The organism is Rhodonellum sp., assembly GCF_030656585.1.
Lineage (GTDB): Bacteria > Bacteroidota > Bacteroidia > Cytophagales > Cyclobacteriaceae > Rhodonellum > Rhodonellum psychrophilum.
This window is the reverse complement of sequence record NZ_JAUSPP010000037.1, coordinates 1-24,583: the sequence shown is the minus strand read 5'-3', so window position 1 is coordinate 24,583 and position 24,583 is coordinate 1. Positions and strand designations below refer to the sequence as shown.

15 protein-coding genes are annotated in these 24,583 nt (G+C 42.5%); 7 read left to right on the top strand and 8 right to left on the bottom strand.

The window, feature by feature from the left end; genetic code table 11:
• Positions 1 to 537 precede the first annotated feature (537 nt).
• The 3 genes from Q7J63_RS10370 to Q7J63_RS10360 all read right to left on the bottom strand — a co-directional run bounded on the left by Q7J63_RS10370 (position 538) and on the right by Q7J63_RS10360 (position 5,641).
• Positions 538 to 1,776: a polysaccharide lyase gene (locus Q7J63_RS10370; RefSeq protein WP_304885927.1), complete on the bottom strand. Its 1,239-nt coding sequence runs from the start codon at positions 1,774 to 1,776 to the stop codon at positions 538 to 540.
• Positions 1,777 to 2,635: 859 nt separating this feature from the next.
• The gene (locus tag Q7J63_RS10365; protein ID WP_304885925.1) at positions 2,636 to 3,889 is read right to left on the bottom strand and encodes a polysaccharide lyase; all 1,254 of its coding nucleotides are present in this window, start codon (positions 3,887 to 3,889) and stop codon (positions 2,636 to 2,638) included.
• 978 nt (positions 3,890 to 4,867) lie between these two features.
• Positions 4,868 to 5,641 (bottom strand): DUF1080 domain-containing protein, encoded by a 774-nt coding sequence (locus Q7J63_RS10360; protein ID WP_304885923.1) that lies wholly within the window; start codon positions 5,639 to 5,641, stop codon positions 4,868 to 4,870.
• 369 nt (positions 5,642 to 6,010) lie between these two features.
• Between Q7J63_RS10360 and Q7J63_RS10355 the strand changes: the two genes are divergently transcribed.
• Complete coding sequence (locus Q7J63_RS10355; RefSeq protein ID WP_019598660.1) at positions 6,011 to 6,898, top strand: neutral zinc metallopeptidase; 888 nt, start codon at positions 6,011 to 6,013, stop codon at positions 6,896 to 6,898.
• Positions 6,899 to 7,014: 116 nt separating this feature from the next.
• Positions 7,015 to 7,917 (top strand): DUF1684 domain-containing protein, encoded by a 903-nt coding sequence (locus Q7J63_RS10350; protein WP_304885922.1) that lies wholly within the window; start codon positions 7,015 to 7,017, stop codon positions 7,915 to 7,917.
• Between the two features lie 190 nt (positions 7,918 to 8,107).
• Here Q7J63_RS10350 and Q7J63_RS10345 read toward each other — a convergent pair whose 3' ends face one another.
• Positions 8,108 to 8,542 (bottom strand): hypothetical protein, encoded by a 435-nt coding sequence (locus Q7J63_RS10345; protein ID WP_304885920.1) that lies wholly within the window; start codon positions 8,540 to 8,542, stop codon positions 8,108 to 8,110.
• 762 nt (positions 8,543 to 9,304) lie between these two features.
• On the opposite strand from Q7J63_RS10345, the gene Q7J63_RS10340 reads away from it, so the two are divergent.
• The 4 genes from Q7J63_RS10340 to Q7J63_RS10325 all read left to right on the top strand — a co-directional run bounded on the left by Q7J63_RS10340 (position 9,305) and on the right by Q7J63_RS10325 (position 17,665).
• Positions 9,305 to 12,556: a SusC/RagA family TonB-linked outer membrane protein gene (locus Q7J63_RS10340; protein WP_304885919.1), complete on the top strand. Its 3,252-nt coding sequence runs from the start codon at positions 9,305 to 9,307 to the stop codon at positions 12,554 to 12,556.
• Between the two features lie 20 nt (positions 12,557 to 12,576).
• Positions 12,577 to 14,163, top strand: a complete 1,587-nt coding sequence (locus Q7J63_RS10335; protein ID WP_304885917.1) for a SusD/RagB family nutrient-binding outer membrane lipoprotein — start codon at positions 12,577 to 12,579, stop codon at positions 14,161 to 14,163.
• A 64-nt stretch (positions 14,164 to 14,227) separates the two neighbouring features.
• Positions 14,228 to 14,854, top strand: a complete 627-nt coding sequence (locus tag Q7J63_RS10330; protein WP_019598653.1) for a hypothetical protein — start codon at positions 14,228 to 14,230, stop codon at positions 14,852 to 14,854.
• A 72-nt stretch (positions 14,855 to 14,926) separates the two neighbouring features.
• On the top strand, positions 14,927 to 17,665 hold the full coding sequence (locus Q7J63_RS10325; protein WP_304885958.1) for a M14 metallopeptidase family protein: 2,739 nt from the start codon (positions 14,927 to 14,929) through the stop codon (positions 17,663 to 17,665).
• Positions 17,666 to 17,945: 280 nt separating this feature from the next.
• On the opposite strand, the gene Q7J63_RS10320 is transcribed toward Q7J63_RS10325, so the two are convergent.
• Genes Q7J63_RS10320 through Q7J63_RS10310 form a run of 3 tightly spaced genes read right to left on the bottom strand, consistent with a single transcriptional unit; the run spans position 17,946 to position 22,140 of the window.
• Positions 17,946 to 19,130 carry a class I SAM-dependent rRNA methyltransferase gene (locus Q7J63_RS10320; protein WP_304885914.1) on the bottom strand — a complete coding sequence of 395 codons (1,185 nt, stop codon included), beginning with the start codon at positions 19,128 to 19,130 and terminating at the stop codon, positions 17,946 to 17,948.
• Complete coding sequence (locus Q7J63_RS10315; RefSeq protein WP_304885912.1) at positions 19,114 to 20,511, bottom strand: sodium:solute symporter family protein; 1,398 nt, start codon at positions 20,509 to 20,511, stop codon at positions 19,114 to 19,116. The genes Q7J63_RS10320 and Q7J63_RS10315 overlap by 17 nt, the downstream gene beginning before the upstream one ends.
• 12 nt (positions 20,512 to 20,523) lie before the next feature.
• Positions 20,524 to 22,140 (bottom strand): ABC-F family ATP-binding cassette domain-containing protein, encoded by a 1,617-nt coding sequence (locus Q7J63_RS10310; protein WP_019598649.1) that lies wholly within the window; start codon positions 22,138 to 22,140, stop codon positions 20,524 to 20,526.
• Positions 22,141 to 22,502: 362 nt separating this feature from the next.
• Between Q7J63_RS10310 and Q7J63_RS10305 the strand changes: the two genes are divergently transcribed.
• Entirely contained in the window at positions 22,503 to 23,264 is a 762-nt protein-coding gene (locus Q7J63_RS10305; RefSeq protein ID WP_304885910.1) for an SDR family NAD(P)-dependent oxidoreductase, read from the top strand.
• 48 nt (positions 23,265 to 23,312) lie between these two features.
• On the opposite strand, the gene fucP is transcribed toward Q7J63_RS10305, so the two are convergent.
• On the bottom strand, positions 23,313 to 24,583 hold a 1,271-nt coding region (gene fucP / locus Q7J63_RS10300; protein WP_304885908.1), incomplete at its 5' end, for an L-fucose:H+ symporter permease.

Here is a 24,583-nt window from a genome sequence, read left to right as displayed (position 1 = left end):
TTGATACACAAGGGTTACTTTTTCCTTGGTTTGGATGATTAACCAAAGCCTTTTGATCCCTAATGTATGTTTGACAATATCAATACGGGTAGTTTTTATAGGTTGTCGGGTTGAAAAAAAGTATGAAAATCCATTCAGGAAAGGTAAAATGTGGAAGGTTTCCAGTGAAAGATTGCAGTCGGGTTTGGCCTGTTACGCCGGGTTTTAACCCGTGTATCTCGGGTTTTTACCTGTCTTATGCATTTCCAATTGGACTCGATCCTGAAATTAATGGATAATCAGTCGGTTGTTTGCTGTTTTCGACATCATCATATGGGTTGAACGACTTGCCCTCCAAGCGCCTGATTTTCTTAAGGTTTCAAGCCCAATTGGAAACCTGATGCATATTTCGGGTTCTAGGCATAATAAAAAAGTAGGGTGAATCAGGGGTTTACATTAAAATATTGCCCAAAAAATCAAAATCCCTTTCAACTAGACTTATAAAAAAAGGGCCATCTCAAACATTGAGGTGGCCCTTTTTTTATAAGGATTATGAATTTATCTGAGGGTGAATTTGATGGTTTTTGAAGCTCCAGTGCTCGGCATAGCCACCAAGGTATAATCCCCTTTGGGCAAGCCAGTACCAAAATAATAATTTCCTCTTCCATCATCACCAAATAAAGTAAAAGGTGCGGTTTGATCCGTGAAGTTTTGGGTGGAAGCACCTGTCAAGGAAAAACTTACCGATCCTTTGAAGCCAGTGACCATATTGGCCTGAATGTTCATTTTATGGGTAGTGGTCGGGATAACGTTTCCAGCTGATATTTCCTGTAAGTATTTATTGATATTGGATTGTATCAATGAAAATCCGGTGATTGGTGAGGATCCAGAAGAAGTTGTAGTGGTGCTCTTTGGACTGCTTTCTGCTGTATCTGTGGAAGAACTTTGGGTTGTCCCGAAGGAAGTCATGTCGTTGAATGAGGCATTTTGATTTCCCATTCTGACATTGTCAAAGTAAATAATCCTTTTGGAGACATTGGTTTTTCTGTTTGCCCAAGTCCATTTGTATAGGCCTATTTTCCATTTTGGAAGATCGCCTTTGTAGATATTCCCCCCTCTTCTGGTCACGATTTTCTTTCCGTTTTGCCATACTTCAATTAAGCCATCTGACCCGTTCGAATGGATATAATGAAAGACAAACTCGTTCCAGGAATTTTTTGGAACTTGACCCAAATCTATATTGTCTTTGTTGCTGGATCCGGTTTGAACATTGCCAACGATCAATATCAATCGGTCATTTTTCACATTCAAGGAAGCGCTTGGGCTTCCCATTCCTTCTTGATGCCATTGGGAGATGATTTCCGTGTCGGTATCCATTTGAAATCCATCCGAAGGGAAATTAACAGCAAATGAATACCATCTTTCCCGGTGATTTTGTGCGGGGAAGAGTACTTCTGCCCTGACCCCCGAATTGGATTGAACTTTGTCGCCATATCTCAACTCAAATTTACCTGATTTGGCTCCTTGGAATTTTGGATTTGTAGGTGTCCCAAAGGAATAACTGGAAGCCAATTGTTTCCATGTGAAGCTCAAGGGGTTGTTTCCTTCAAATGTTTCTTCAAAGATAAGGTTGGCCGCAACCCTAAGGTTAGGGTCCGTTTCTGAATCCGAGATGCTGGTCGCTAGGAATTCCATTTCGTTAGCCTCGGCAATCGGGCTGTCGATTTCTTGCATTTCGCAGGAAAAAATTCCTAAACTTAGCAAGATGATGATCAATTGGTTGGTGGTTTTTCTCATTTGACTTTTCATTTTAGTTGGTTTTTAATGCATTGATAAAATTTGGTTATAAATAAAACAGTAACTATTTACGACTATAGTTTTCACTCTCAACAATAGATGCAACAATAGAAGAGCGTTTTTCTGGATAATTGAGGTGATGGATGTCCAGATCTTTGATTTATCAATTTGACTTTACAAAATTGTTTTATGACTAACTTCTTGTACCCCCTTGATTTTTAGTGGTTTGTGTGCGTATTGGTTTTGACGGAAAAACAATTACTATGCCATTACCTTTCATGGAAAATGAGCGATGGCTAGATGCGAACCCAGGTAGGATCTTTATTAATTGGGCGAAATATAGTTTGTCGGATTTTCAAACGAAGAACCGCATGAAAATTTTCCTAGACCATGTCGCAACATGAACAAAAGGCTTTTCCATCTAAAAGTTAGTTTGAATTGGTTTTTGGATCTTTTTTTTTTCGAAATAAAAAGGACAATCCACAGATTAAAGTTTTAGGGAAAAAGCAAAGGATTGGTTCAGCGAAAAAAATGTTCAACATTTTTCTTCCTCTTAATGATTTAACCCGTTTTATGCATTACGACTACATCTAATATTTTAATTTACTGATCATCAATTAGGTGTTGACTATTTTTGACTTCACCCTATTGGTGTCTGGAATTATTCTCCCAATGATCTGATTTTCTTTCCGTTTCAATTCCATTTGGAAACCTATTGCATATTTCGGGTTTCAAGATTTGAGAAAGGGGAGTTTGGGGGCATATAAAAAATATTGAAATGTCAGGGGATGACTAGTTTTGGTTTTTGGGTAAAAAAAAAGGCTGCCCATAAGGCAGCCCTTGATTGAAATAAGTGAAATTATTTAATGGTGAATTTGATGGTTTTGGAAGCTCCTGTGCTAGGTGTGGCCACCAAGGTGTAAGTTCCTTTGGAAAGTCCAGGACCAAAGTAATAATTGCTTTTTCCATCATCTCCAAACATAGAGAAGGGAGCTGAATTATCTGTGTAGGTATGGCTTCTTGTTCCAGACAAACTGAATTTTACAGTTCCTTTAAAACCGGATTCCATATTGGCACGGATATTCAATTTATGCGTGTTGGTGGAAATTGAGTTCCCCTCGCTGATCACCTGCAAGTCTCTGTTCAAATTGGCCGCAATCAAGGTAAAGCTTGAGATTGGTGATGTTGAGGTAGTGTTAGTAGGAGTAGTTGAAGTAGGGCTAGTTGGGGCTGGTGCTGTTGCAGTTGTTCCAGAAGAACTCATGTCGTTGAATGTTGCATTTTCATTGCCCATTCTCACATTGTCATAATACAATACTCTTTTTGAAACATCTGTTTTCTTGCTTGCCCAAGTCCACTTGTAAACCCCGATTTTCCATTTTGGAAGCGCACCTGGGTAAATATTCCCACCTTTTCTGGTTAGGATTTTCTTTCCGTTTTGCCATACTTCTATCAAACCATCCGATCCGTTTGAGTGTACATAATGGAAAACGAATTCATTCCAGGAATTCTTTGGTACGGGACCCAAATCGATATTGTCTTTCTTGCTTGATCCGACATTTTGTACGTTTCCTACAATCAAGATCAATCTGTCATTTTTTACATTCAAAGAAGCACTTGGACTTCCCAATGTTTCTTGATGCCACTGAGAGATGATTTCAGTATCGTTGTCTTTTTGAAATCCATCTGCAGGGAAATTCACTGCAAAAGAATACCATCTTTCTCGGTTGTTTTGTGCAGGGAACAATACTTCTGCTCTTACTCCGGAATTGGTCACAACCTTGTCACCATACCTCAGTTCAAATTTACCGGCTTTGCTTCCCTGAAATGCAGGGTTGGTAACCGTTCCAAAAGAATAACTTTCAGCAAGTTGTTTCCAAGTAAAGCTCAAAGGATTGCTTCCCTCGAAGTTTTCATCGTAAATGAGATTGGCGGCAACCCGGAGATTGGGATCGGTTTCTCCGTCAGCGTCCAGAATGCTGGTGGCTAAAAAGGACAATTGTTCTGATTCGGCCAAGGGGTCTTCAATTTCCTGCACGTCACAGGAAATGATTCCAAAGCCAAGTAGCAAAAGGGTGAATAGTTGGGTGATTTTAAGAAATTGGTTTTTCATTTTAATTGGTTTTTGTTTGATTAAATAAGAGTTGGTTTTTGTCTGTCATTAATTTTGGTTTGGTTTAATTAAATAAGAGTTGGTTTTTGGCAATAGAATATTGTTTCATGGATATCATGAGTGGTTTTGGGTAAATTGGCTTTTGCCTAAGAGGGAGAATGGGTGATTCTGGTTCCGGGCAATATAAGGGGTGATTACATCCCGAAATTAATTTCTAAAAACAATCGATTGAATAGAAATTGTGTTCTCGAAAGGTGATTTTACTTTTTTTAATTTTGCATATTACTGATTAATAATTAGTTATAATTTTTTTTGGGTGTGGTACGGCAAAAAACAATTTTTGTGCCATTAGGCTGATCCTAATTTTGAAAACGCTCAATGGAGGGTGAAATCCACTGTGGCTTGGCTATTTCATGATTTGTGTTTTTCATTGGATTCATTCGGTATTTTTATTTGGGGATTTGGTGTTTTAAAACTGATGAATTGATACCCATTTTGTTGCTGTTTTTTTCGTCCTTCGCACCATTTTAATTGTCTTTTATTATTTAAAATATAATTTTATGGTTTTTGAACGCCTTCTGATAATATTTGTATTGTTATATTTATTAGGGCAATAAAATAATAAATAATTCAATTAACAAAATATAAATCCATTTAGGGCAAAAAATAACAGAACTAGAAGACACTTCGAATGACCACCTTTTTAGATCGAATGAGATAGTTTAAGTGATTTCTATACAGCTAGTTAACGCTTTATATTTTTAAGATGTTGCTCTGGGGATTGTATTGGTATTTTTGTGTAATTCCTTGACTTTTAGGAGTAGGTGATTTGACTTTTTAAAAAAATAAATAAAAAATGAAAAAATATAATTAAAATGATAGTGGTAAAAATAGATTAATCTGCATTTTTTTTAAATGTTTTTTGGATTTTAAATAGAAAAGGCCATTTGGGATTTTTAACCCAAATGGCCTGATGATTTAAAAATCTGTTCCGCTGTTTTTCAGTTTCTTTGGCGTGATCCAGATGTTCCTGAAGAGCACCTCATGTCCCTCTGCTTGGAGTTTGATTCCTCCGGGTCGGTCGGTAATTCCTTTCCCACCATCGTTCCCTCCGTCCTGTCCCGAATTGGGGCCTCCCCATACTTGATCGATGGACTTGTCTTGATGGATTTTCTTGCCATTGAAGTAAATTGTCACACGGGCTTTTTCGAAGAGTTTGCCGTCCTTGAATCTTGCGGCCTTGAAAAGGATATCGTAAGCATTCCATTTTCCAATTCCATTATAGGCTTCCTCAGTGGGAAGATGTTCATTGATGATGGCCGCCATCCCATGCAGGCCATAATCCCCATCCAGAATCTGGATTTCATATCGGTTTTGGAGGTACACACCAGAGTTTCCCCCTTCTTGTTTTACCAAGAACTCCACATGAAGCCTGAAATCTTTGAATTCTTCCTTGGTCACGATGTCTGCCGCTCCGTACAATCCCCCCGCACCTGATGGATCGTTGCTGCTCATCGCAAAGCCTTCATCAACGGGGTCCGATACAATTTCCCATTTGATGGGGAGTTCGGCTTTTAATCGTGGGCCGTTCCAATAGGTCCATTTCGAATCCAACATTTCGCGGCTGCCATCGAAAAGCATTTTGGCTTTTTTTGGTTTTGAAATGCCTACTCCAGTTTGCGCCTTCATTGTAAGTGGCAATACAAATGCGAGTACACAAAATAAGGCTGTGAAATACTTTCTTTTTTCCATAGGTTTTAAGGTTTATTTCAGAAATATAGAAAATAATCATCCGAGGCATCCTAAATAAAAGGCTTTTTACACGGAGGTTGCTGATCGTTCCAGAGGTGGGGATTTTATGGATTGAAATTTGACTGCTTTTTTTTTGAAAAAAAGAATTGAAAATTCTTCAAGCTTTTTACATGCAGAAAGTAGGCTCATTCTAGAAAAAACTGCCAAAACCTATCTTGAGAGGGGGTTGGGAAATGGCCTTTTGGCCAAATGTAATCCTCTCCTTCATAGGGACATGGGATTGCGCTGATTTCAGGTATTGCTTCTGCAATTCAAAAACAATTGGAACAAAAATTTAATGTAATTTTAGATCAAATAACAACAGATAACATGAAGTGGCAAGGAAGAAGACAAAGTAGCAATATCGATGACAGAAGAGGTCGCTCGGGTGGTGGCGGGGGAGGGATTTCCCCATTTTTGATCGCACCACTGATCAAGTTGCTGTTCTCAAAGATGGGAATGGTCATCGTCGCGGGATTTTTATTGTTGATGTGGATCACTGGCACCAATCCCCTCACCTTGATTCAACAATTTATGGGGGGTGGCAACATGACCAATGTTGCCAATTATCAATCCAGTCCGGCTGAACAGGAATTGGCAGATTTTACCGCTGTGGTACTTGCCGATACGGAAGATGTCTGGAATGAGTTGATTCAGGATTATAGAGAACCAAAATTGGTCTTGTATACGGGAAGTGTCAGTTCGGCTTGCGGGTCAGCATCTTCGGCGACGGGTCCTTTTTATTGTCCGGCAGATGAAATGGTTTACATAGACCTGAGTTTTTACCAGGATCTCAAAACAAAATTGAATGCACCGGGCGATTTTGCGCAAGCCTATGTGATTGCGCATGAAGTGGGACACCATATCCAAAATATAATGGGCATCAGTGGCAAGGTCCAATCCATGCGGGGAAAGATAAGCGACAAGGAATACAATGAGCTGTCGGTCAAATTGGAATTGCAGGCTGATTTTTTTGCCGGGGTTTGGGCACACCATACCCAAAAGATGAAGAACGTCCTGGATCCCGGAGATATTGAGGAAGCCCTGAATGCAGCCAATGCCATCGGGGATGATCGGCTCCAAAAACAATCTACCGGAAGAATAGTCCCGGACTCCTTTACCCACGGCACTTCAGCACAGAGGATGCGTTGGTTTAAAAAGGGTTTTACAACCGGGGATTTTGCTCAGGGAGATACCTTTAGTGCTACGGATCTATAATGCGTCATCACCAACTTTGTCTTCTTTGGATTGCCTGTATTAGTGGTTCATCTATCTGATACCGTCCTTTGTGGGCAAATATTAACCTTCCTTCATGATCCCAAATCCGCTGCCTTATGCGTAGTTATTTTACGATATGTCTTTTGTTGGTATTCTCCATGGGTTGTGGGAAAGGCGAAGGAGCCGAGACGCTGAGTCCCGAAGCGCATTCCGCACTGGTGGAGAACTGGTATCAGGCGCGGGTGGCAAGTCTCAAATCTCCCGAGGGCTGGCTGAATCTTATCGGCTTGTTTTGGTTGGAGGAAGGTGAGAACCAAATGGGCTCCAAGGCCGGGACTGTCATTGTCTTGCCTTCAGGCATGCCTGAAAAATTGGGTTCCTTCTTCCTGAAAGACAGTCTTGTTTTTTTTATTCCGGTACAAGAAGGGATTGTTATGGAAGGGGAAAAGTTAAGGGAGAAAACCATTGTGTCCAATTTTGAAAATGGGATAGGGCCTCAATTGGCTTATGAAAGCCTACGGTTCAATTTGATCAAAAGGGACAAAGTCATCGGTCTTCGGCTCAGGGATTTGGAAGCAGATGCAGTCAGCCAATTTGATGGAATAGAAAGATATCCTGTGGATATTGACTGGAGATTGGAGGCGACATTCATCCCCTATGATCCTGTGAAGATGATCGATATCACAAACGTTTTGGGCCAAACCACTCCCAATCCTTCCCCTGGAGCAATTGAATTTGAGCTTTCGGGAAGCACCTACCGTTTGGATGCTTTGGATGGGGGAGAGGAGGATTTGTTCTTGATCTTTGCGGACGGTACGAGCGGTGAGGAAACCTATGGTGGCGGAAGATATATTTACATCAAAAAGCCTTCGGCCAGTGGAAAGACGGTTTTGGATTTCAACATGGCCTACAATCCTCCCTGTGTTTTTACGCCACACGCCACTTGCCCACTTCCACCGCGGCAGAATGTGTTGGACATCACCATCACAGCAGGAGAAAAAAATTATGGAAGACACTGAAGCGTCCCAAAGGATTTTGTGGAATGCAAAAAAGACCTTGATGAAACTATTTTAATAGCTGCATCAAGGTCTTTTTCGGGAAAGGTAAAATTGAAATTCGATTTGGGTTATGTTTTTCAAAAAACCCAAAACCCAATTGGATTGAGTACCAAACAGCAGTTTCTTCTTTCAGATTTTTTGATATTCTGAATTAACCCAACCAATTTCCCCAAGGAATTCTTGATAGGATAAGAACCAATCCGATGGCGTACATCATGTAAATGGACCTGAACTTGGATTTGCTCAGGAACATGTTTTTGGACCTGATATAGCCAACGCTGATGACGACAATTGCAATGATATTGATGACTGGATGCTCTAAAGCTGTCAATCTCGCAACGGGATCCTGCATGGCGCCACCACCGGTCAATAGTGAAAATCCCAGAGGGCTGACAAAATAAAGAATCAAGCCAACCAATAATTGCACATGGGAAATGATAAATCCTGCCATTGCAATTTTTCTGTCCTTTTCATTAAAAGTCTTGTTGCTCAAGGCTCCCACAAGCGCTAAAATAATCACAATGAAAAGCACCGCAAGTGCGAGATAGGCCAATGCTGAGTGTAGGTGTTGTAATCCTGTATACATGTTTTCTTTTTTTGTGGTGAAATTAAGGAATTAAGTCTGTTTTGGGAGAATTTCTCTGTATTAATTTGAATTATACCTGCGTTCGTCTAATTTTTAGGTCTATTCGTTTTTGTGAAGTAGTTGTATGAACATTTAATTCTTTGATCCAAAAATAGCCGTGAGTTCAAATTGTATTGCGATTTGCGGGTTTTACATCAAATGTTTATTTGTGTTATTTTTTGATGCTTAAAAATAATAAAATTGAATGGTCGGTTTAAAAATTAACTATTTTATTCAATTAATAGTGCAATAATTAAAATATAGGTCTATTAATGATGCTTGAATTAACTTTTTTAAGTAAAAAAATGAATTTATGGCTATTTTCATTGTGCTGTAAATATAAGATTGTGATAAGTGGAATTGCGTATAAAGTGCTCATTTTTTTAATATTTAAAAAATTTTAAAAAAAATAATATTTATTTTGTTTTATAATCTTTAAATATAATAATTCAATGTAATTTTTAAATAAAAACATATTCATTTTAAAAGCAAAAATCTATTCAAATCCATCTCTATTTTTTTGAATGGTGCATTGTTTAGGAAGGATCTTGGTAGTTTTATAATCGTGTATTAAGCCTGTTTACTTCTTAAATACACTTTATTTTTCCCAAAATAACCATTTATATACCCCAATTTTAGCCATTTGCCAAAGATGTTTTTTCTTAGGAGAAATCATGCCTTGTTGTCTGTACCCTTTTACCAACCACTCAAAACCCTTTATTTATGAAAATCGATTTTACCAAATCGGGGATTTCACTGAAAAACTGGAAGATACTCTTCCTGATTTTGGGGATAATCCTCATCAATGCAAATGAAAAAATTTATGCCCAGCAGCGGCAAGTGGCAGGAGTTGTCCTTGATGAAGCAAATTTGCCGATTCCCGGTGCAAATGTTCTCGTCAAAGGGACAACAAGAGGTGTGATTTCAGATCTTGATGGAAGGTTCACCATTGAAATTGGACCTTCGGAAAACATCTTAGTCATCTCTTATATCGGCTACGAAAAGATGGAAGTGGCTGTTGGAAACCGAAGCGAGGTCACCGTCAAACTTAGTGGAGATATTCAACTCAGTGAAGTCATTGTCACTGCTGCGGGTATTGAGCGGAACGCAAGCACCTTGGGCTATGCTGTCACCACGCTTAATGCCGATAAGGTAGCGCAGAGAAATGAGCCGGATCCCATCAGATCACTGACTGGAAAAATCGCCGGTGTCAATGTACAGGGAGGCGGTGGCGTTGCAGGCGGATCCACGAACATCACCATCAGAGGAAATTCTTCATTGGGAAACAATAACCAACCCTTGTTTGTCGTGGATGGGATTCCATTTGACAATTCCACTTTTGAACCAAGTGGATCTAGGCAGACCCAATCCAATCAATCAACGCCCAGCAGGGCCTTTGACATTGATCCAAATACCATCGAAAGCATGACTGTTCTTAAAGGAGCGGCTGCTTCTGCATTATATGGTTCACGTGCTGCAAATGGCGCAATCATCATCACTACAAAATCCGGATCCAAAAGGAGTAGGAAGGGAATGGAAATCACCTACAGCACATCCTATTCCACAGAGAAACTATCTGGATTGCCTGACTACCAACAATTGTATGGGCAAGGGACCAACGGCGATTACAGGGCGGGCGTTTACGGTTCATATGGTTCTCCCTACAGTTCTAGACCTACTATTCCGCATCCATTGGCCTCTACAGCCTATCCTTCAAGTGTGTTTCCGGAATTTTATGAAAGTAATGGTGTCACTCCTTTAGAGGTCCCTTACAGATCTTATGCAGGAGAAAACCAGCGTAATTTTTTCAGAACCGGTAATGTCTACGAAAATGCTGTTACCATCAATACGGGGACAGAAAAAGCCAGCTTATTGGTCGGAGCCAGTCGCACCGAAAACAAAGGGGTTGTGCCAGGAAACGAAGTCACTCGAACCTCCTTCAATGTGGGCGGTAATGCCAACCTTGACAATGGTTTTTTTGTGCGGGGTACCATCAATTATGTAAAAACGGACCAGCAAAGTCCGCCAATTGGTGGGTCCGGTTCCGTGATGGGCAACTTGCTCTTCATGCCTACGAGTTATGATTTGACAAGCTATCCATTTGAACATCCGATTACTGGTGCGAATATTTATTATAGGGCATTGGACAATCCCTATTGGTCTGTCAAAAACAGTCCTTCGACAAGTAGCGTGGACAGGTATTTTGGGAGTTTTGTTCTTGGAAAAAAAGTGACACCATGGCTGACCATTCAAAACACATTCGGCTTTAACGGCTTTACGGATGCCCGTATTTCTGTTCTTGGAAAAGGATCAAGCGTATATGCCAATGGAACCATCAACACGGACAATATCAATCGTCAAGAGTTGGACAACACTTTAATGGCAACCATTTCCACCAATATTACCCCTGACCTTTCCTTTACCGGTATTTTGGGAAACAACATCAATCAGAGAACGACGAGAAGGTCTGCTTTTTCAGGAGATGGAATCATCGTGTCAGGAATCAATGATATTCGAAACACTACGACCATCACCCTGTCAAGCATTCCCAACAATCAGGCACTGATTCAGCAACGGTTTTATGCATTCTTTGCTGACATGACCTTTAACTACAAATCGTTTGCTTCCCTCAACTTTGTTGGTAGGAATGATGTATCGTCGACCCTTCCCGCAGCCAACAGGAGTTATTTGTACGGAGGTGTAAACGGTCAGTTTACCTTCACGGAAGCTTTGAAAATGCCCAAAGGCGTTTTGAATCACGGTTCCTTGAGAATGGGCTACACGAAAGTTGGTAATGAAGCCAATCCTTATCAAACCATCAATGTTTTCAATGCCAATGCAAGTTTTGGTGGAATAGGTTCTCCTTTCTCCAATGCAAACAGTGCCAATGTAAGTACGCAGACATTGTCCAATAGCTTGACCAATGGGGGGTTAAAACCAGAGTTTATCACTGAATTTGAAATCGGTACTGAATTGAGGTTTTTTCAAAACCTCCTCACTTTGGATTTGACTTATTATGACAAACTAAGTACCTCGCAGATTTTTGTGGTGAACTCGGCTCCTTCTTCAGGATTCCTGACCAGAATCATCAATCTTGGCGAAACATCCAACAAAGGAATTGAAATTGGCTTGACAGCCAATCCATTGATGTCCGACAATGGCCTGAATTGGAGTGTTTCGGGTAATTTCACCAGGAACAAAAACAGGGTGGAAAACATAGGCGGATTTGCCCAATTGACCTATGGTGGAAACGTCCATATTGCCGGAATGCCATATGGGATGATTTTTGGTACCCAATATGCCAGAGATGATGAAGGAAATATCCTCGTAAATCCTCAGACGGCAAAGCCAATTTTGGCCACCACAAATGGTCCAATCGGTGATCCCAATCCTGATTTCATCGCTGGTCTGAGCAATACCTTCACTTTAAAAGGACTGACTTTGGATTTTCTTTTTGATTGGAAACAAGGAGGTGATTTGCTATCTACAACCATTGGCGAGACCTATGCCCGAGGCGTATTGAAAGATACCGAAGACAGGGATTCATTCAGGATCGGCCAAGGTGTACTGGGAGATGTGAACACCAGGTTGCCTTTGCTGGATGAAAACGGGAATAAGATCCCGAACAATACAGCATTGAATTACAATGATTATTTCTTTGGAAGTGGATTCGGCCCAAGTGGCCCCAGTGCAGGTTATATCGGTGAAGCCACCATTTTCGATGCCACTGTGATCAGATTGAGGGAAGTCTCTTTGGGATATTCGTTGCCATCCACTATGCTCCGAAAAACGCCTTTTGGGAGCATCTTTATTTCCGTAAGCGGAAGGAACCTTTGGTACCTGGCTCCCAACACGCCAAAGGCCATGAATTATGATCCGGAAGTGAGTACTGCCGGGTCCAATAATCCTGGATATGACGATTTGGGCGTGCCTGCCACCAAAAGATACGGAGTAAACCTAAGAGCAAGTTTTTAATCTGAAAAAACTAGAAAACCATGAAAAAGACAACATATATACTTGGGACTTGCCTTTTGGCCATTCAGTTCCTGTTTACTGCTTGCGATGATTTCATCGATATCAATGATGATCCCAACAATCCGACCGTTCCCCAACTGAGTTTGCTCCTACCGGCAACCCAGCTGTCGATTGCGGGAAATTTTGACAATATCAACAGGGGAGCCTCCAATGTGATCCAACATAGGGCTGCGGGGAGTCTCAACAGATATGATCAAAGTGGGACTACTTTCCAGGCAGCCTGGCTTGGGTTCTATACACAGGCAATACCGGATTTGGAAACCATCATACAAGAAGGCACAGCGCAATCCAGCTGGGGATATGTCTCCATTGCCAAGATTCAAAAAGCTTTTCTTTACAGTACAATGGTTGATGTTTGGGGGGATGTTCCCTACTTCGATGCTGCAAAAGTAGCTGATCCTAAGTTTGATAAGGGGGAGGAGATTTATAATGATTTGATCGGATTGATCGATGAGGCCTTGTCGGATATGGACAGGGGATTCACAGTGGTTTCTTCCTCTGACCTTTTCTACCAGGGATCCAAACTGAAGTGGCAAAAAATGGCCAACTCCTTGAAATTGAAGCTTTACATGCAGATGAGACTGGTCAATCCTGAAAGATCTAAATTGGCGATTTCCAACTTGGTGCAAGCAGGAGTTCTTATCGATAACAACAGTGATGATTTCACATTTTTGTTCGGAACCAATGCTGCCCCAAATACGAGACATCCATGGTTCACAACCGGGTACGCTCCTGGTCGTGACGGTTATGTAAGCATGGTTGTGGTGGATCGCTTAAAGGAACAGGATGATCCTCGACTTCGGTATTATATATTCAGGATCAACGCAAAAGCAGGTTTGGCAAACTCTCAGGTGGGTGAAGGCTATTATGGCCGCTATCCGGGAGATGGTGCAGCATCGCCTGCCGATCAAAACACGAGGGCCATTGTAGGGATTTATCCGGCAGCTGGTCTCTTTGACAATGGCGCAATGCCTTCCTTAGGTGATGATAATATATTCCTGAACAATATAGGTGCAGCTACCGGGACAACTGGAAATTCATTTAAAATTGCCTTGTTTGCAAATGGAGATGGATCCGGTGCGGGAATCTTGCCTTTGCTTACCCATGCAATGGTTAAATTTTATCGAGCCGAAGCCGCATTGGTTTTGAATACTGGTGAGGATGCAGGATTATTGATGAACCAAGCGGTAGCAGCCCATTTTCAGGCAATCAATGAACTTTCCCCTGCTTTTCCGATTGCTCCTGCGACAAGTACAGGTTTCATAAACAGACTTTCCGAACATTTTGCAAGTGCTACCGCGCAAGGCAAGTTGGAGTTGGTGATGATGCAAAAATGGATTGCAATGTATGGCAACGGTGTGGAATCCTACAATGATTACCGAAGAACCGGCCTTCCTGAATTGCAGGATCTAATTGCTCCACTTGATGTTTTTCCGGAAAGGTTTTATTACTCGGAAACGGAATTGACCTCAAATGAAACAGTAGTGGACACGAGAGATCAACTCCAAAGGGATCAACAAATTGTCCCTGTTTTCTGGAAAAAATAAATCTTAATCTGAATTCATAACGTCAGCGGATCTTTATTCCCCGCTGAATAACTTATAAACATTTATGAAAAAATATCTTTCTTATACCTGGATTTTAGTTTTACTCTCTTTGTCCTGTAAAACGGTAGACTACGATTGGGAGGACTTTAAATATGCCCCCACACCCAAAGTGAATTTGAATGCTGCGGCTTCGGCATTGCCTACCTTTTCTTCTGCAAAAGTATCCTTCTTCAATATGGCGGACCCTGATTTTGCAACAAGTCAAAAATTTGAATGGGAATTGGACTTCCATGATGCGAGTGGAAGGGCTGCGGTTTCTGAAATTGAAGTATATGTCAGCTTCAACAAAAGGGAAAACAACGTACCTGTCTATCCTGTCATTTTGTCTCTGGCAAAAGTTCATCCCAACGAACGTCAATTTCCTTTGCCCAGCACGATTAGGGCCACGGATAAACTTTTCGAAAAGGTGAATTCTTTCCCCAAAAGTTACAGTTTTACTCCTGCTGAGCTGGCTTCTCTCACCGGAACAAATTTAGCCACCATCGGGGTGAATGACTATTTCCTCTTCAAGTTTGTCGTCGTCATGTCAGATGGTACAAGGATAACCCAGTACAATGACAACTCTTGTGACGAATCAAGGGGGGAATTGTGCGACTGTAGAGTGGGGGTTCGATTCAAAAATCTAAAATAAAATCCTTTGAAGCGGAATGCCGATATTCGGTATTCCACTTTTTTATTCACCCAAAAGAAATTAAAAAGCATGATGAAATTAAGGATATTAGTTTTCTTTTTATTTGCCTACTCCCTAGCCTTTGGACAGGGGATTCCTTCACCGGAATCACATTTTGGTTTTAAAATCGGAAAGGATTACCATCTGGCCAACTATACCCAAACCGAGGCTTACTTCAAAAAAGTGGCAGCAGCTTCGGATCTGGTGAAGTTGGAATCGATCGGTAAAACTGAGGAAGGCAGAGAGCAATATATGCTCATCGTAACCTCTCCTGAAAACCACAACAAACTGGACCGGTACAAAGAAATTTCAACCAAGATGGCCAGAGCAGAGGCTTTTGGTGAGGTCGAGGCCAGGGCTATGGCCAAAGAAGGAAAAGCAGTTGTATGGATAGATGGTGGATTGCATTCCACGGAAACGGTGGCTACCCACCAACTTATAGAGACTATCTGGCAAATGGTGAGCCGAAAGGACGACGAAACACAAAGGATTTTGGAGGATGTAATCATTCTTTTTGTGCACGCAAATCCAGATGGACATGAATTGATCGGAGATTGGTACATGAAAGATTCAGTACCTGAAAAACGCAGCCTCAATAATTTGCCTGTGTTGTACCAGAAATATATCGGCCATGACAACAATAGGGATTTTTATATCCAAAACATGAAGGAATCCCGGAATATGGGCTACCAATTGTTTGTCGAATGGATCCCACAAGTCATGTACAACCATCATCAAAGAGGGCCTGCCGGGTCAGTTTTGGCCGGACCTCCTTACAGGGATCCTTTCAATTATGTGTTTGATCCGCTGATGGTGACAGGTATCGATGCAGTTGGTGCCGCGATGTACAACCGTTTGATCACCGAAAATAAGCCTGGATTTACCCGAATGGATGGATCTTCTTTCTCTACATGGTACAATGGAGGCCTTCGGACCAACACCCACTTTCACAACATGATCGGAATCCTGACGGAAATTATCGGCGGACCAAATCCGGAAGAAATTCCTTTGGTGCCAGACAGAATGATTCCTAACAGCAACACACCATTTCCGGTGATGCCCCAAAAATCCTGGCACTTTCAGCAATCCATCGATTATTCTGTTTCGCTGAATTTTGCGCTTTTGGATTATGCCGCCAGAAACAAGGACCATTTGCTTTACAATATTTATGCAATGGGTAAAAGCTCCATTGGTAAAGGGAATATGGATTATTGGACTGCTTTTCCAAGGAAAATCGATGCCATCAAAAAAGCACATCAAGCAGACTTGACAAAACAAGCCGCCGGAAATACCAGAAGGGAAGCCAGAGGCGGTGTGATCCCATCCAAATATTATGACAGTATCTATTTGGCACCAATGGAGCGTGATCCCAGAGGTTTCATCATTCCTGCCGATCAGACAGATTTTGCCACAGCGGTTAAGTTTGTCAATGCGCTTGTCAGAACAGGGATAAGGATTGAAAAAGCCATGGCAGATTTTACAGTCAACGGAAAAAAATATTTGAAAGGGGCTTATGTAGTCAAAACGGACCAGGCATTTCGTCCCCATGTAATTGACATGTTTGAGCCTCAGGATTATCCAAATGACTTCCAATATCCAGGAGGTCCTCCTATCAGACCTTATGATGCCGCGGGTTGGACTTTGGCCTACCAGATGGGTGTGGGTTTTGATCGGATAATGGAAGCATTTGATGGGCCATTCGAAACCCTTTCTTATGGAGAATTACAGGGGATTCCGGTTTCCAAGTTTGAATCCTCCAAATCAGGATACATGATCAGTGCGCACGTCAATGATGCTTTCGTATTGGTAAATGAACTGATCAAGGGAAAAGTTGATGTTTTCAGGACCAAAAGTGCATTCCAAGGATTGCCTGAGGGTTCGTTTTATATTCCCAGCAATGGTGGAACCGCCCTTGGGAAATTGACCGAAAATCTCGGGATTCCTGTTTTGGCGATGAAAAACAGTCCGAAAGACTTGGTGAAAGTCAAGGCCAAAAGAATCGCGCTTTTTGATACCTATGGAGGATCCATGCCGTCCGGTTGGGTAAGGTGGATGCTGGAACAATACCATTTCGATTTTGATGTGGTGTATGCCAAGGATATCGATGCAGGAGAACTTCATAAAAAATATGATATCCTCTTGTTTATCAGTGGAGGTATTCCTTCCTTAAATGATGGAGAAGCGCCTTCCAATTATGCCAGAAGAATGCCCACTCCTGAGGAAATTCCATCCCAATACCATCACTTGTTGGGTGAAATCACGCCCGAAAAATCAATCCCACAAATCAAGAAGTTTCTTGAAAATGGCGGAGATGTACTGACCGTGGGAAGCAGTGCGCAACTGGCTTTTCACTTGGATTTGCCCGTGAAAAATGCCTTGATGGAAATCGGCAGGGATGGGAAGGAATCTAATTTGCCAGGTGAAAAATATTATGTGCCCGGCAGTGTGATGGTAGCGAAGATGGAAACTTCAAATCCTGCCAACTGGGGTATGAAACCCTATTCCGATATCATGTTCAATAACAGCCTTGTCTTTAAATTGAAGCCTGAAGCAAAACAAATTGGCCTTGAACCTTTGGCCTGGTTTGATAGACCGGATCCATTGAAAAGTGGATGGGCTTGGGGCCAATCTTATCTTGAGGATGGTGTACTTGCTTTTAAGGCACCGGTTGGAAAAGGCAGTTTATTTGTTTACAGTCCTGAAATTACCTTTAGGGCCCAGTCCCACGGCACTTTTAAAATGCTTTTCAACAATTTGTATAATGTGAAGTAATAGGTTTATAAAGTAAAAAAACGGCACGGATTTTCCGTGCCGTTTCTTTATGCTTTCCATCGTAACCTCAAGCCCAAAGGATACAAATTGGACGTCAGGTTACTGATTATTTTTCTTATGAATACTTATGGGTGGTACATGCCAGACCGTTTAACCCGTTTTATGCAATTCGGACTCAATTCAATATTGTAATTGACTGACAATCAATTGTTGATTATTTTTGATTGCGCCTTATTGGTTAACAATGGAAAATTCCCGTTTTATTTGATTCCATACTCCACTATTCCACAAATAGCACCAATCCTTTCAAATACTCGGTTTCCTGATGGAAAATATTGATCGGATGGTCGGCAGACTGGGAGAGGTAATGGAGGATTCGGACATTCCTCCCGGATTCGATTGCGGCGGCAGTGATCGTGTTGGCAAAAAGCTGTTTGTCAATCACCTGTGAACAGGAAAAGGTGAATAAAATCCCCCCTGATTTGATATGTTTAAGCGTCTCCGTATTCAGCTTTTTATACGCCTTGATGGCATTGTGACGGGATTTGATGTTCTTGGCAAATGCCGGTGGATCCAAGACAATGAGGTCATAATCCAAGTCGATTTCCCGGATGTACTCGACCACATCCGCGACAATGGCTTTGTGCGTGCCTTCAAAACCCGGGTTTAAGGCCACATTCTCCTCGGTTAGGGCGATCGCTTTGGCAGAAATGTCCACAGAATGCACATCTTTTGCGCCCGCATTCAAGGCGGAAACCGAAAATCCGCCCGAATAGCAGAATGCATTCAGGACTTTTTTCCCTTTTGCGTAGCTGCCGAAAAGTTTTCTGTTTTCCCTTTGGTCAACAAAAAAACCTGTCTTTTGGCCATGCTCCCAATCGATGGCATAGGTGCAACCGTATTCCTGAACAAGATTGGTTTCGGGTGTCCCGAAGAGCATTTTGTTTTGGATTCCCGGAAGGTTTTTGGGAAGGGTCTCTGCGCTTTTGTCATAAACGGCTTTTAAACCGTCTCCGTACACTTTTTGAAGGGCTTTGGAAAGGTCATCAAAATGCTGGACCATCCCAATGGAATGGGCCTGGATCACAGCGGTACCATTGTAAAAATCAATGATCAATCCCGGCAATCCGTCGCCTTCTGCATGGATCAACCGGTACACATTGGTCTCTTGACTGTTGGTCAATAATAAGCTTTGTCGCATTGCGTAAGCCAACCCAATTCGTTTTTGCCAAAAATCCAGATCAATTGGCGCCTCCTCGTATGAGATCATCCGCACCATGATGGATCCGTTTTGGTAATGTCCGATTCCCAAAAATAGGTCTCTGGCGCTGAAAACCTGGACCAATTGTCCGTTTTCCAAATCGGGATCTTTTTTGTCGATCGCACCGGAAAAGATCCAATGGTGTTTTCTGATGATGGAAATTTCTTTTCCTTTGAGGAGGGTGATTTTAGGATATTGAAGCATGAAGATTTGTTTTATTGGGGAAAATAAGGGAGCCGCAAAGCATCGACAATGCACTGACGCAGAGTGCTGCAATATGGGGATAAATAGGCAGTTCTAAAGTGGAAAATGCCAAATAGGAGATCATTCCCAGCACGATGGACAACAAAGCGCCCATTTCTGAAGCTCTTTTCCAATAGAGACCCGCCGTGAGGGGAACAAAAAGAGAAACCAACATCAGAATGGAGGCTTCCGCTACCAATTCATAAATATTGGATTTCCATTGTGCCAATAGCGTGGCAATAATGGCTACAACAATAATGTTCAATCTCAAAATCCAAAGAAAGTGTTTGTCTTTCAGTTTCCCGCCGAAATAGGGCCGGATCAGGTTTTCCGATACGATGGCAGCTGGCGCCAATAGACCTGAACTCGTGGTACTCATGATCGCGGAGATCAAGGCACCAAAGAAAAGGATCTGGACATGTAGGCCTCCATGCCTGAGGACCATCTCTGGCAGCAGCATTTGTTTGTTTTCCAGGTAGATTTCAGGGTACAGGTACTTGGCGCCCAAGGCAATGAACAAGGGAAGAAGGCCAAAAGTCACATAAAACCCACCGGCCAAATAGGTGGATCTGACCGCCACTTTCTCGGATTTTGCAGACATCACCCTTTGGTAGATGTCCTGGCTGGGGATACTTCCAAGGCCGATGATCATCCAAGCGCCAAGGTAATTGATCCAGGAAATGGGATTGGCATCGGGAAAGAATTGAAAACTGCCTTCAGGAGCTGACTCCAGGATGGGCATGACGCCCCCGGCTTGCTGGGCGACCATGACGGCAACCCATATCAAGCCCACCACAATCAATGTGGTCTGGATGAAGTCGGTGATCGAAATCGCCCACATCCCCCCAAGAAAGGTGTAGAAAACCACAATGCCACCACTGATAAGGATTCCCTGCAGCATCGAAATGTCGGCGATGCTGGAAAATATCAAGGAAAGCGCCACCAGCTGCGCCGCCGCGTAACCAAAATAGGCTGGGATCATAAAAATGGAAGCGACAAACTCCACTTTTTTGCCAAAGATCCTTTTGTAAACATCCCCGATGGTCAGCACATTCATGCGGTACATGGGTTTGAGATAAAAAATCCCAAAAAGGATCAAGCACAGTGCTCCGCCAAAGGGGTCTTCAATGACTCCTTGGAGGCCATTTTCCAGATATTCTGAGGAAGCGCCAAAGATGGTTTCCGAACCAAACCAAGTCGCAAACAGTGCAGATGCAGATAAAAAAAGTGGGAGCTGCCTGCCCGCCAAAACAAAATCATTGGAATTCTTGACCAGTTTTGACGACCAGGCACCTATCGCCACGGTGATGAAAATATAAACAATGACAGCTGTGAGTAACAACGGAAGGGTTGCTTATTTGCTGTACATTTTTTCCCTGAGCGCTTTTACTTCTTCACTCGCCAAGTAATCTTCATAAGGCATGCGCTTGTCGATGGTCCCTTTTGGGGTGAATTCCACGATCCTGTTTGCGGAAGATTCCACAAAGGCATAATCGTAGGAGGTCATCATCACGGTGCCATTGAATTCGATAATGGTATTGTTGAATGCGGTGATGGATTCCAAATCCAAGTGATTGGTCGGTTCGTCCATAACCAAAAGGTTTGGATTCTGGAGCATCATCCTGGAGATCATGCAACGCACCTTTTCACCACCTGAGAGCACACTTGATTTCTTGAGTGAATCCTCTCCCGTGAACAGCATCCTGCCCAAGAAAGTACGGACATAGGCTTCTTCCTGATTGGTGGAATATTGGCTCAACCAATTGATCAGGTTTTGATCCGTCGCAAAATATTTGGAGTTGTCGTTGGGCAAATAGGCTTTGTTGATCGTAACCCCCCATTTGAAACTGCCTTTTTGAACCGGTATTTCTTCCATGATCGTTTGGAAGAATTTGGTTACAGCCTGTTTGGTTTTGGAGACGAAGGCTACTTTATCTCCTTTTTCCAACATCAGGTTGACATCCGTAAAATAGATGTTTTCATCATCCTTCAATTCCAATCCTTCAGACATGAAGATTTGATCACCGGCTTCTCTTTCAGGTTTGAAAATGATGCCCGGATATTTACGGGTGGAAGGCTGGATATCATCCACATTGAGTTTTTCCAGCATTTTCTTTCTGGAAGTGGCTTGTTTTGATTTGGCCACGTTGGCGGAAAATCGTTCGATAAAGGATAGGAGTTCCTTTCTTTTCTCTTCCACTTTCTTGTTTTGGTCAGTCTTCTGTTTGGCTGCCAATTGGGAAGATTCATACCAGAAGGTATAGTTTCCTGAGTAGATCCTGATTTTGGAGAAATCAATATCGACGATATGGGTCGAAACAGCATCCAGAAAATGCCTGTCGTGGGAAACCACGATGACCAAGTTTTTGAAATTCACCAAGAAATCTTCCAGCCAATTGATGGTTTCTGAATCCAGATCATTGGTAGGTTCATCCAGAATAAGGATGTCGGGGTTGCCAAATAGGGCTTGGGCCAATAATACCCTTACTTTTTGATTTCCGGCAAGTTCCTTCATTTTCAGATTGTGAAGGTTTTCGGATATGCCCAATCCGGAAAGCATGGAGGCAGCATCTGATTCTGCATTCCAACCATCCATTTCGGCAAATTCACCTTCCAATTCAGAAGCACGGATCCCATCTGCTTCGGAAAAATCCTCCTTCATGTAGATGGCATCTTTTTCTTCCAAGATGGCGTAGAGCTTTTTGTGCCCCATGATGACGGTTTTCAATACCTCTATCTCATCAAATTCAAAGTGATTTTGACTCAAAACCGCCATTCTTTGGCCGGGAGAGATGTTGACAGCTCCGCTGGTACTGTCGATTTCCCCAGAGAGAATCTTCAGAAAGGTGGATTTTCCTGCACCGTTGGCACCGATGACACCATAACAGTTTCCGGGGATGAATTTAAGGCTAACTTCATCAAATAGGGTTCTTTTGCCAAATTTGAGAGAGAGATTGTCGACTGAAATCATTTAATTTTTTTTCCTTGTTTTTTTGAAGTCACAAAGATACGAAATTCCAAAAGAAAAAGCGTTATGCATTCCCTTATTGTAATTTGTATCATGCATAACCAATAGATTATCAATATTATTCGGGAATATTGCAGAATTGACTTTAATACAATGAAGTTAGTTGATGGCGGGCCATGGGAAAGCGCTATTGAAAACTTTGCAGTGTGCAAATGCTTTGTTTTTTAAATCCTTCCACTACATGCCGCAGAGGATGATAAGCAGGAGGATGAAAGAAAACCAGGGGGAGTGGACAATTAAAATCCCAATTTCCACATATTTGTATTGGATATTATTTCTCAGGTTTTACCAAAATTCAAGAGCAATTGAAACTTCTTCACAAGACATTTATCATCACCGGAGCCACAAGTGGCATGGGCAAGGCCATTGCCTTAAGTTTTGCGAAGGAGGGAGCCAGCCTACTCGTCACGGGGAGGGATGCAAACAAAGGCAAGGTGCTTTTGGAGGAATTGCTGCCCTTGAATGGGGAATGCATTTTTTTGGCAGGTGATGTGGGAGATATTGCCTTCAATCAAAATCTGGTGGAATTGGCCATAGCGCATTTTGGACAATTGGATGGTGTGGTCACGAATGCTGGAATGCTCGGTCTGGGTTCGCTCACCTATCTGGCCCCGGAGGTCTGGGACGATACCTTCCGTACAAATGTGGACAGTGTCTATTTTCTTCTCAAATATGCTTTGCCGGAAATGCTGAAGAGACCATCGGCTTCCGTAGTGGTCAATGCCTCTATCGCAGCCTTTAAATCCTTTCCCAATCACCCCGCTTATTGTGCTTCCAAGGCGGCTCTTGTGGCATTGGCCAAGCAGTTGGCAGTGGATTATGGCCCGACTATCCGGATCAACAGTGTTTGTCCAGGTCCGGTGGATACCCCGTTTATCCATGCTTCGGCAGTCGCTTTTCCCAATCCCGGAGAGGCCGTCGCCAATGCCGGAAAAGCCACCTTGCTCAAGAGATTGGGTGCCCCTGAGGATATCGCCAAATTGGTGCTTTTCCTGAGTTCAGAGGATGCGAGTTGGATCACTGGCAGTTCCTACACCATTGACGGCGGGATTTTGGCGGGAGGATAATATAGGTTTTGAATGGGAAATTTTTAGCATGGCTTGACTTCCCCCTTTTCAAATCCTTCTGAACGCAAAGACACCTACGACAGCAAAGCAAAGCAAGGGAAGGATAAAGGAGAAATTGACTTCCGGAACGCCAAGGATGAAGGTATCGGCATAACCTGTCCCTCCGATATCCAAGATCATTCCCTGAAGCGTCGGCATGATGGCACCGCCCACGATCGCCATCACCAAGAATGCTGCGCCGTATTTTGCGTCTTCCCCCAGACCTTCCAAAGCAATTCCATAAATCGTCGGAAACATCAGTGACATCGCAAAGGAAACGCCCACCAAGCAGTACAATCCTGCCATGCCCTGTATAAACATAGTCCCCAAGACAAGGATCATGGCCAGAATGGAAAAGTAGTAAAGGAGTTTTCCTGAAGAGATGAATCTCAAAAGATACGTGCAGATCCATCTTCCTGTCAAGAAGACAATCAATGCAGCGTAAGCGTAATTTACGGCATCGGCATTCTCTATTCCCAATACTTCCGCATATTGATAAATATAGGTCCAGCACATGATTTGAGCGCCTACATAAAACATCTGGGCAATTACTCCTTCCACAAAATTGGGATTCGTCCATAATCGTTTCATGGAAGGCAAAAAGTCTAAATTCCCGTTTTTCTCCTTGCTTTCAGGCATTTTGACCAACAAGATCAGAACGATCATAAAGATCACGAATATACCCAACAGCACGTAAGGATCTCGGATGACCATTAGATCATTGCTGCGGACAATTGCCTTGGCCGAAACATCCAGGGAGTCGTAGAGCAAACTGCCATCAGAACTTCTGTTGTTGGATTCCAAAGCGTCGAGGATAAATTCCTTGGCAACGAATAATCCAGCCAGTGCGCCCATAGGATTAAAGGCTTGGGCAAAGTTCAATCTTTGGGTAGCGGTTTCTTCCGATCCCATGGAAAGGATATAGGGATTGGCAGTGGTCTCCAAGAAGGCAAGTCCGAAGGTGAGGATATACAATGCAATGAGAAAAAAGAAATAGCTTTCCCAAGCTGCGGCAGGGTAGAAGAGGAGTGCCCCAAAAGCATAAAGACACAAGCCGAAAATCACCCCTTTCTTGTAGGTATAGCGCTTCACAAAAATTGCTGCCGGCAAAGCCATGGTAAAATAACCGCCATAAAATGCCATCTGCACCCAAGATGCTTGAACATTGTTCAATTCCAAAACCCGTTTAAAAGTGGCCACCATCGGGTTCGTGATGTCGTTCGCAAATCCCCACAGGGCAAAAAGAGAAGTGATCAGGATAAACGGGACAAGGAGGGATT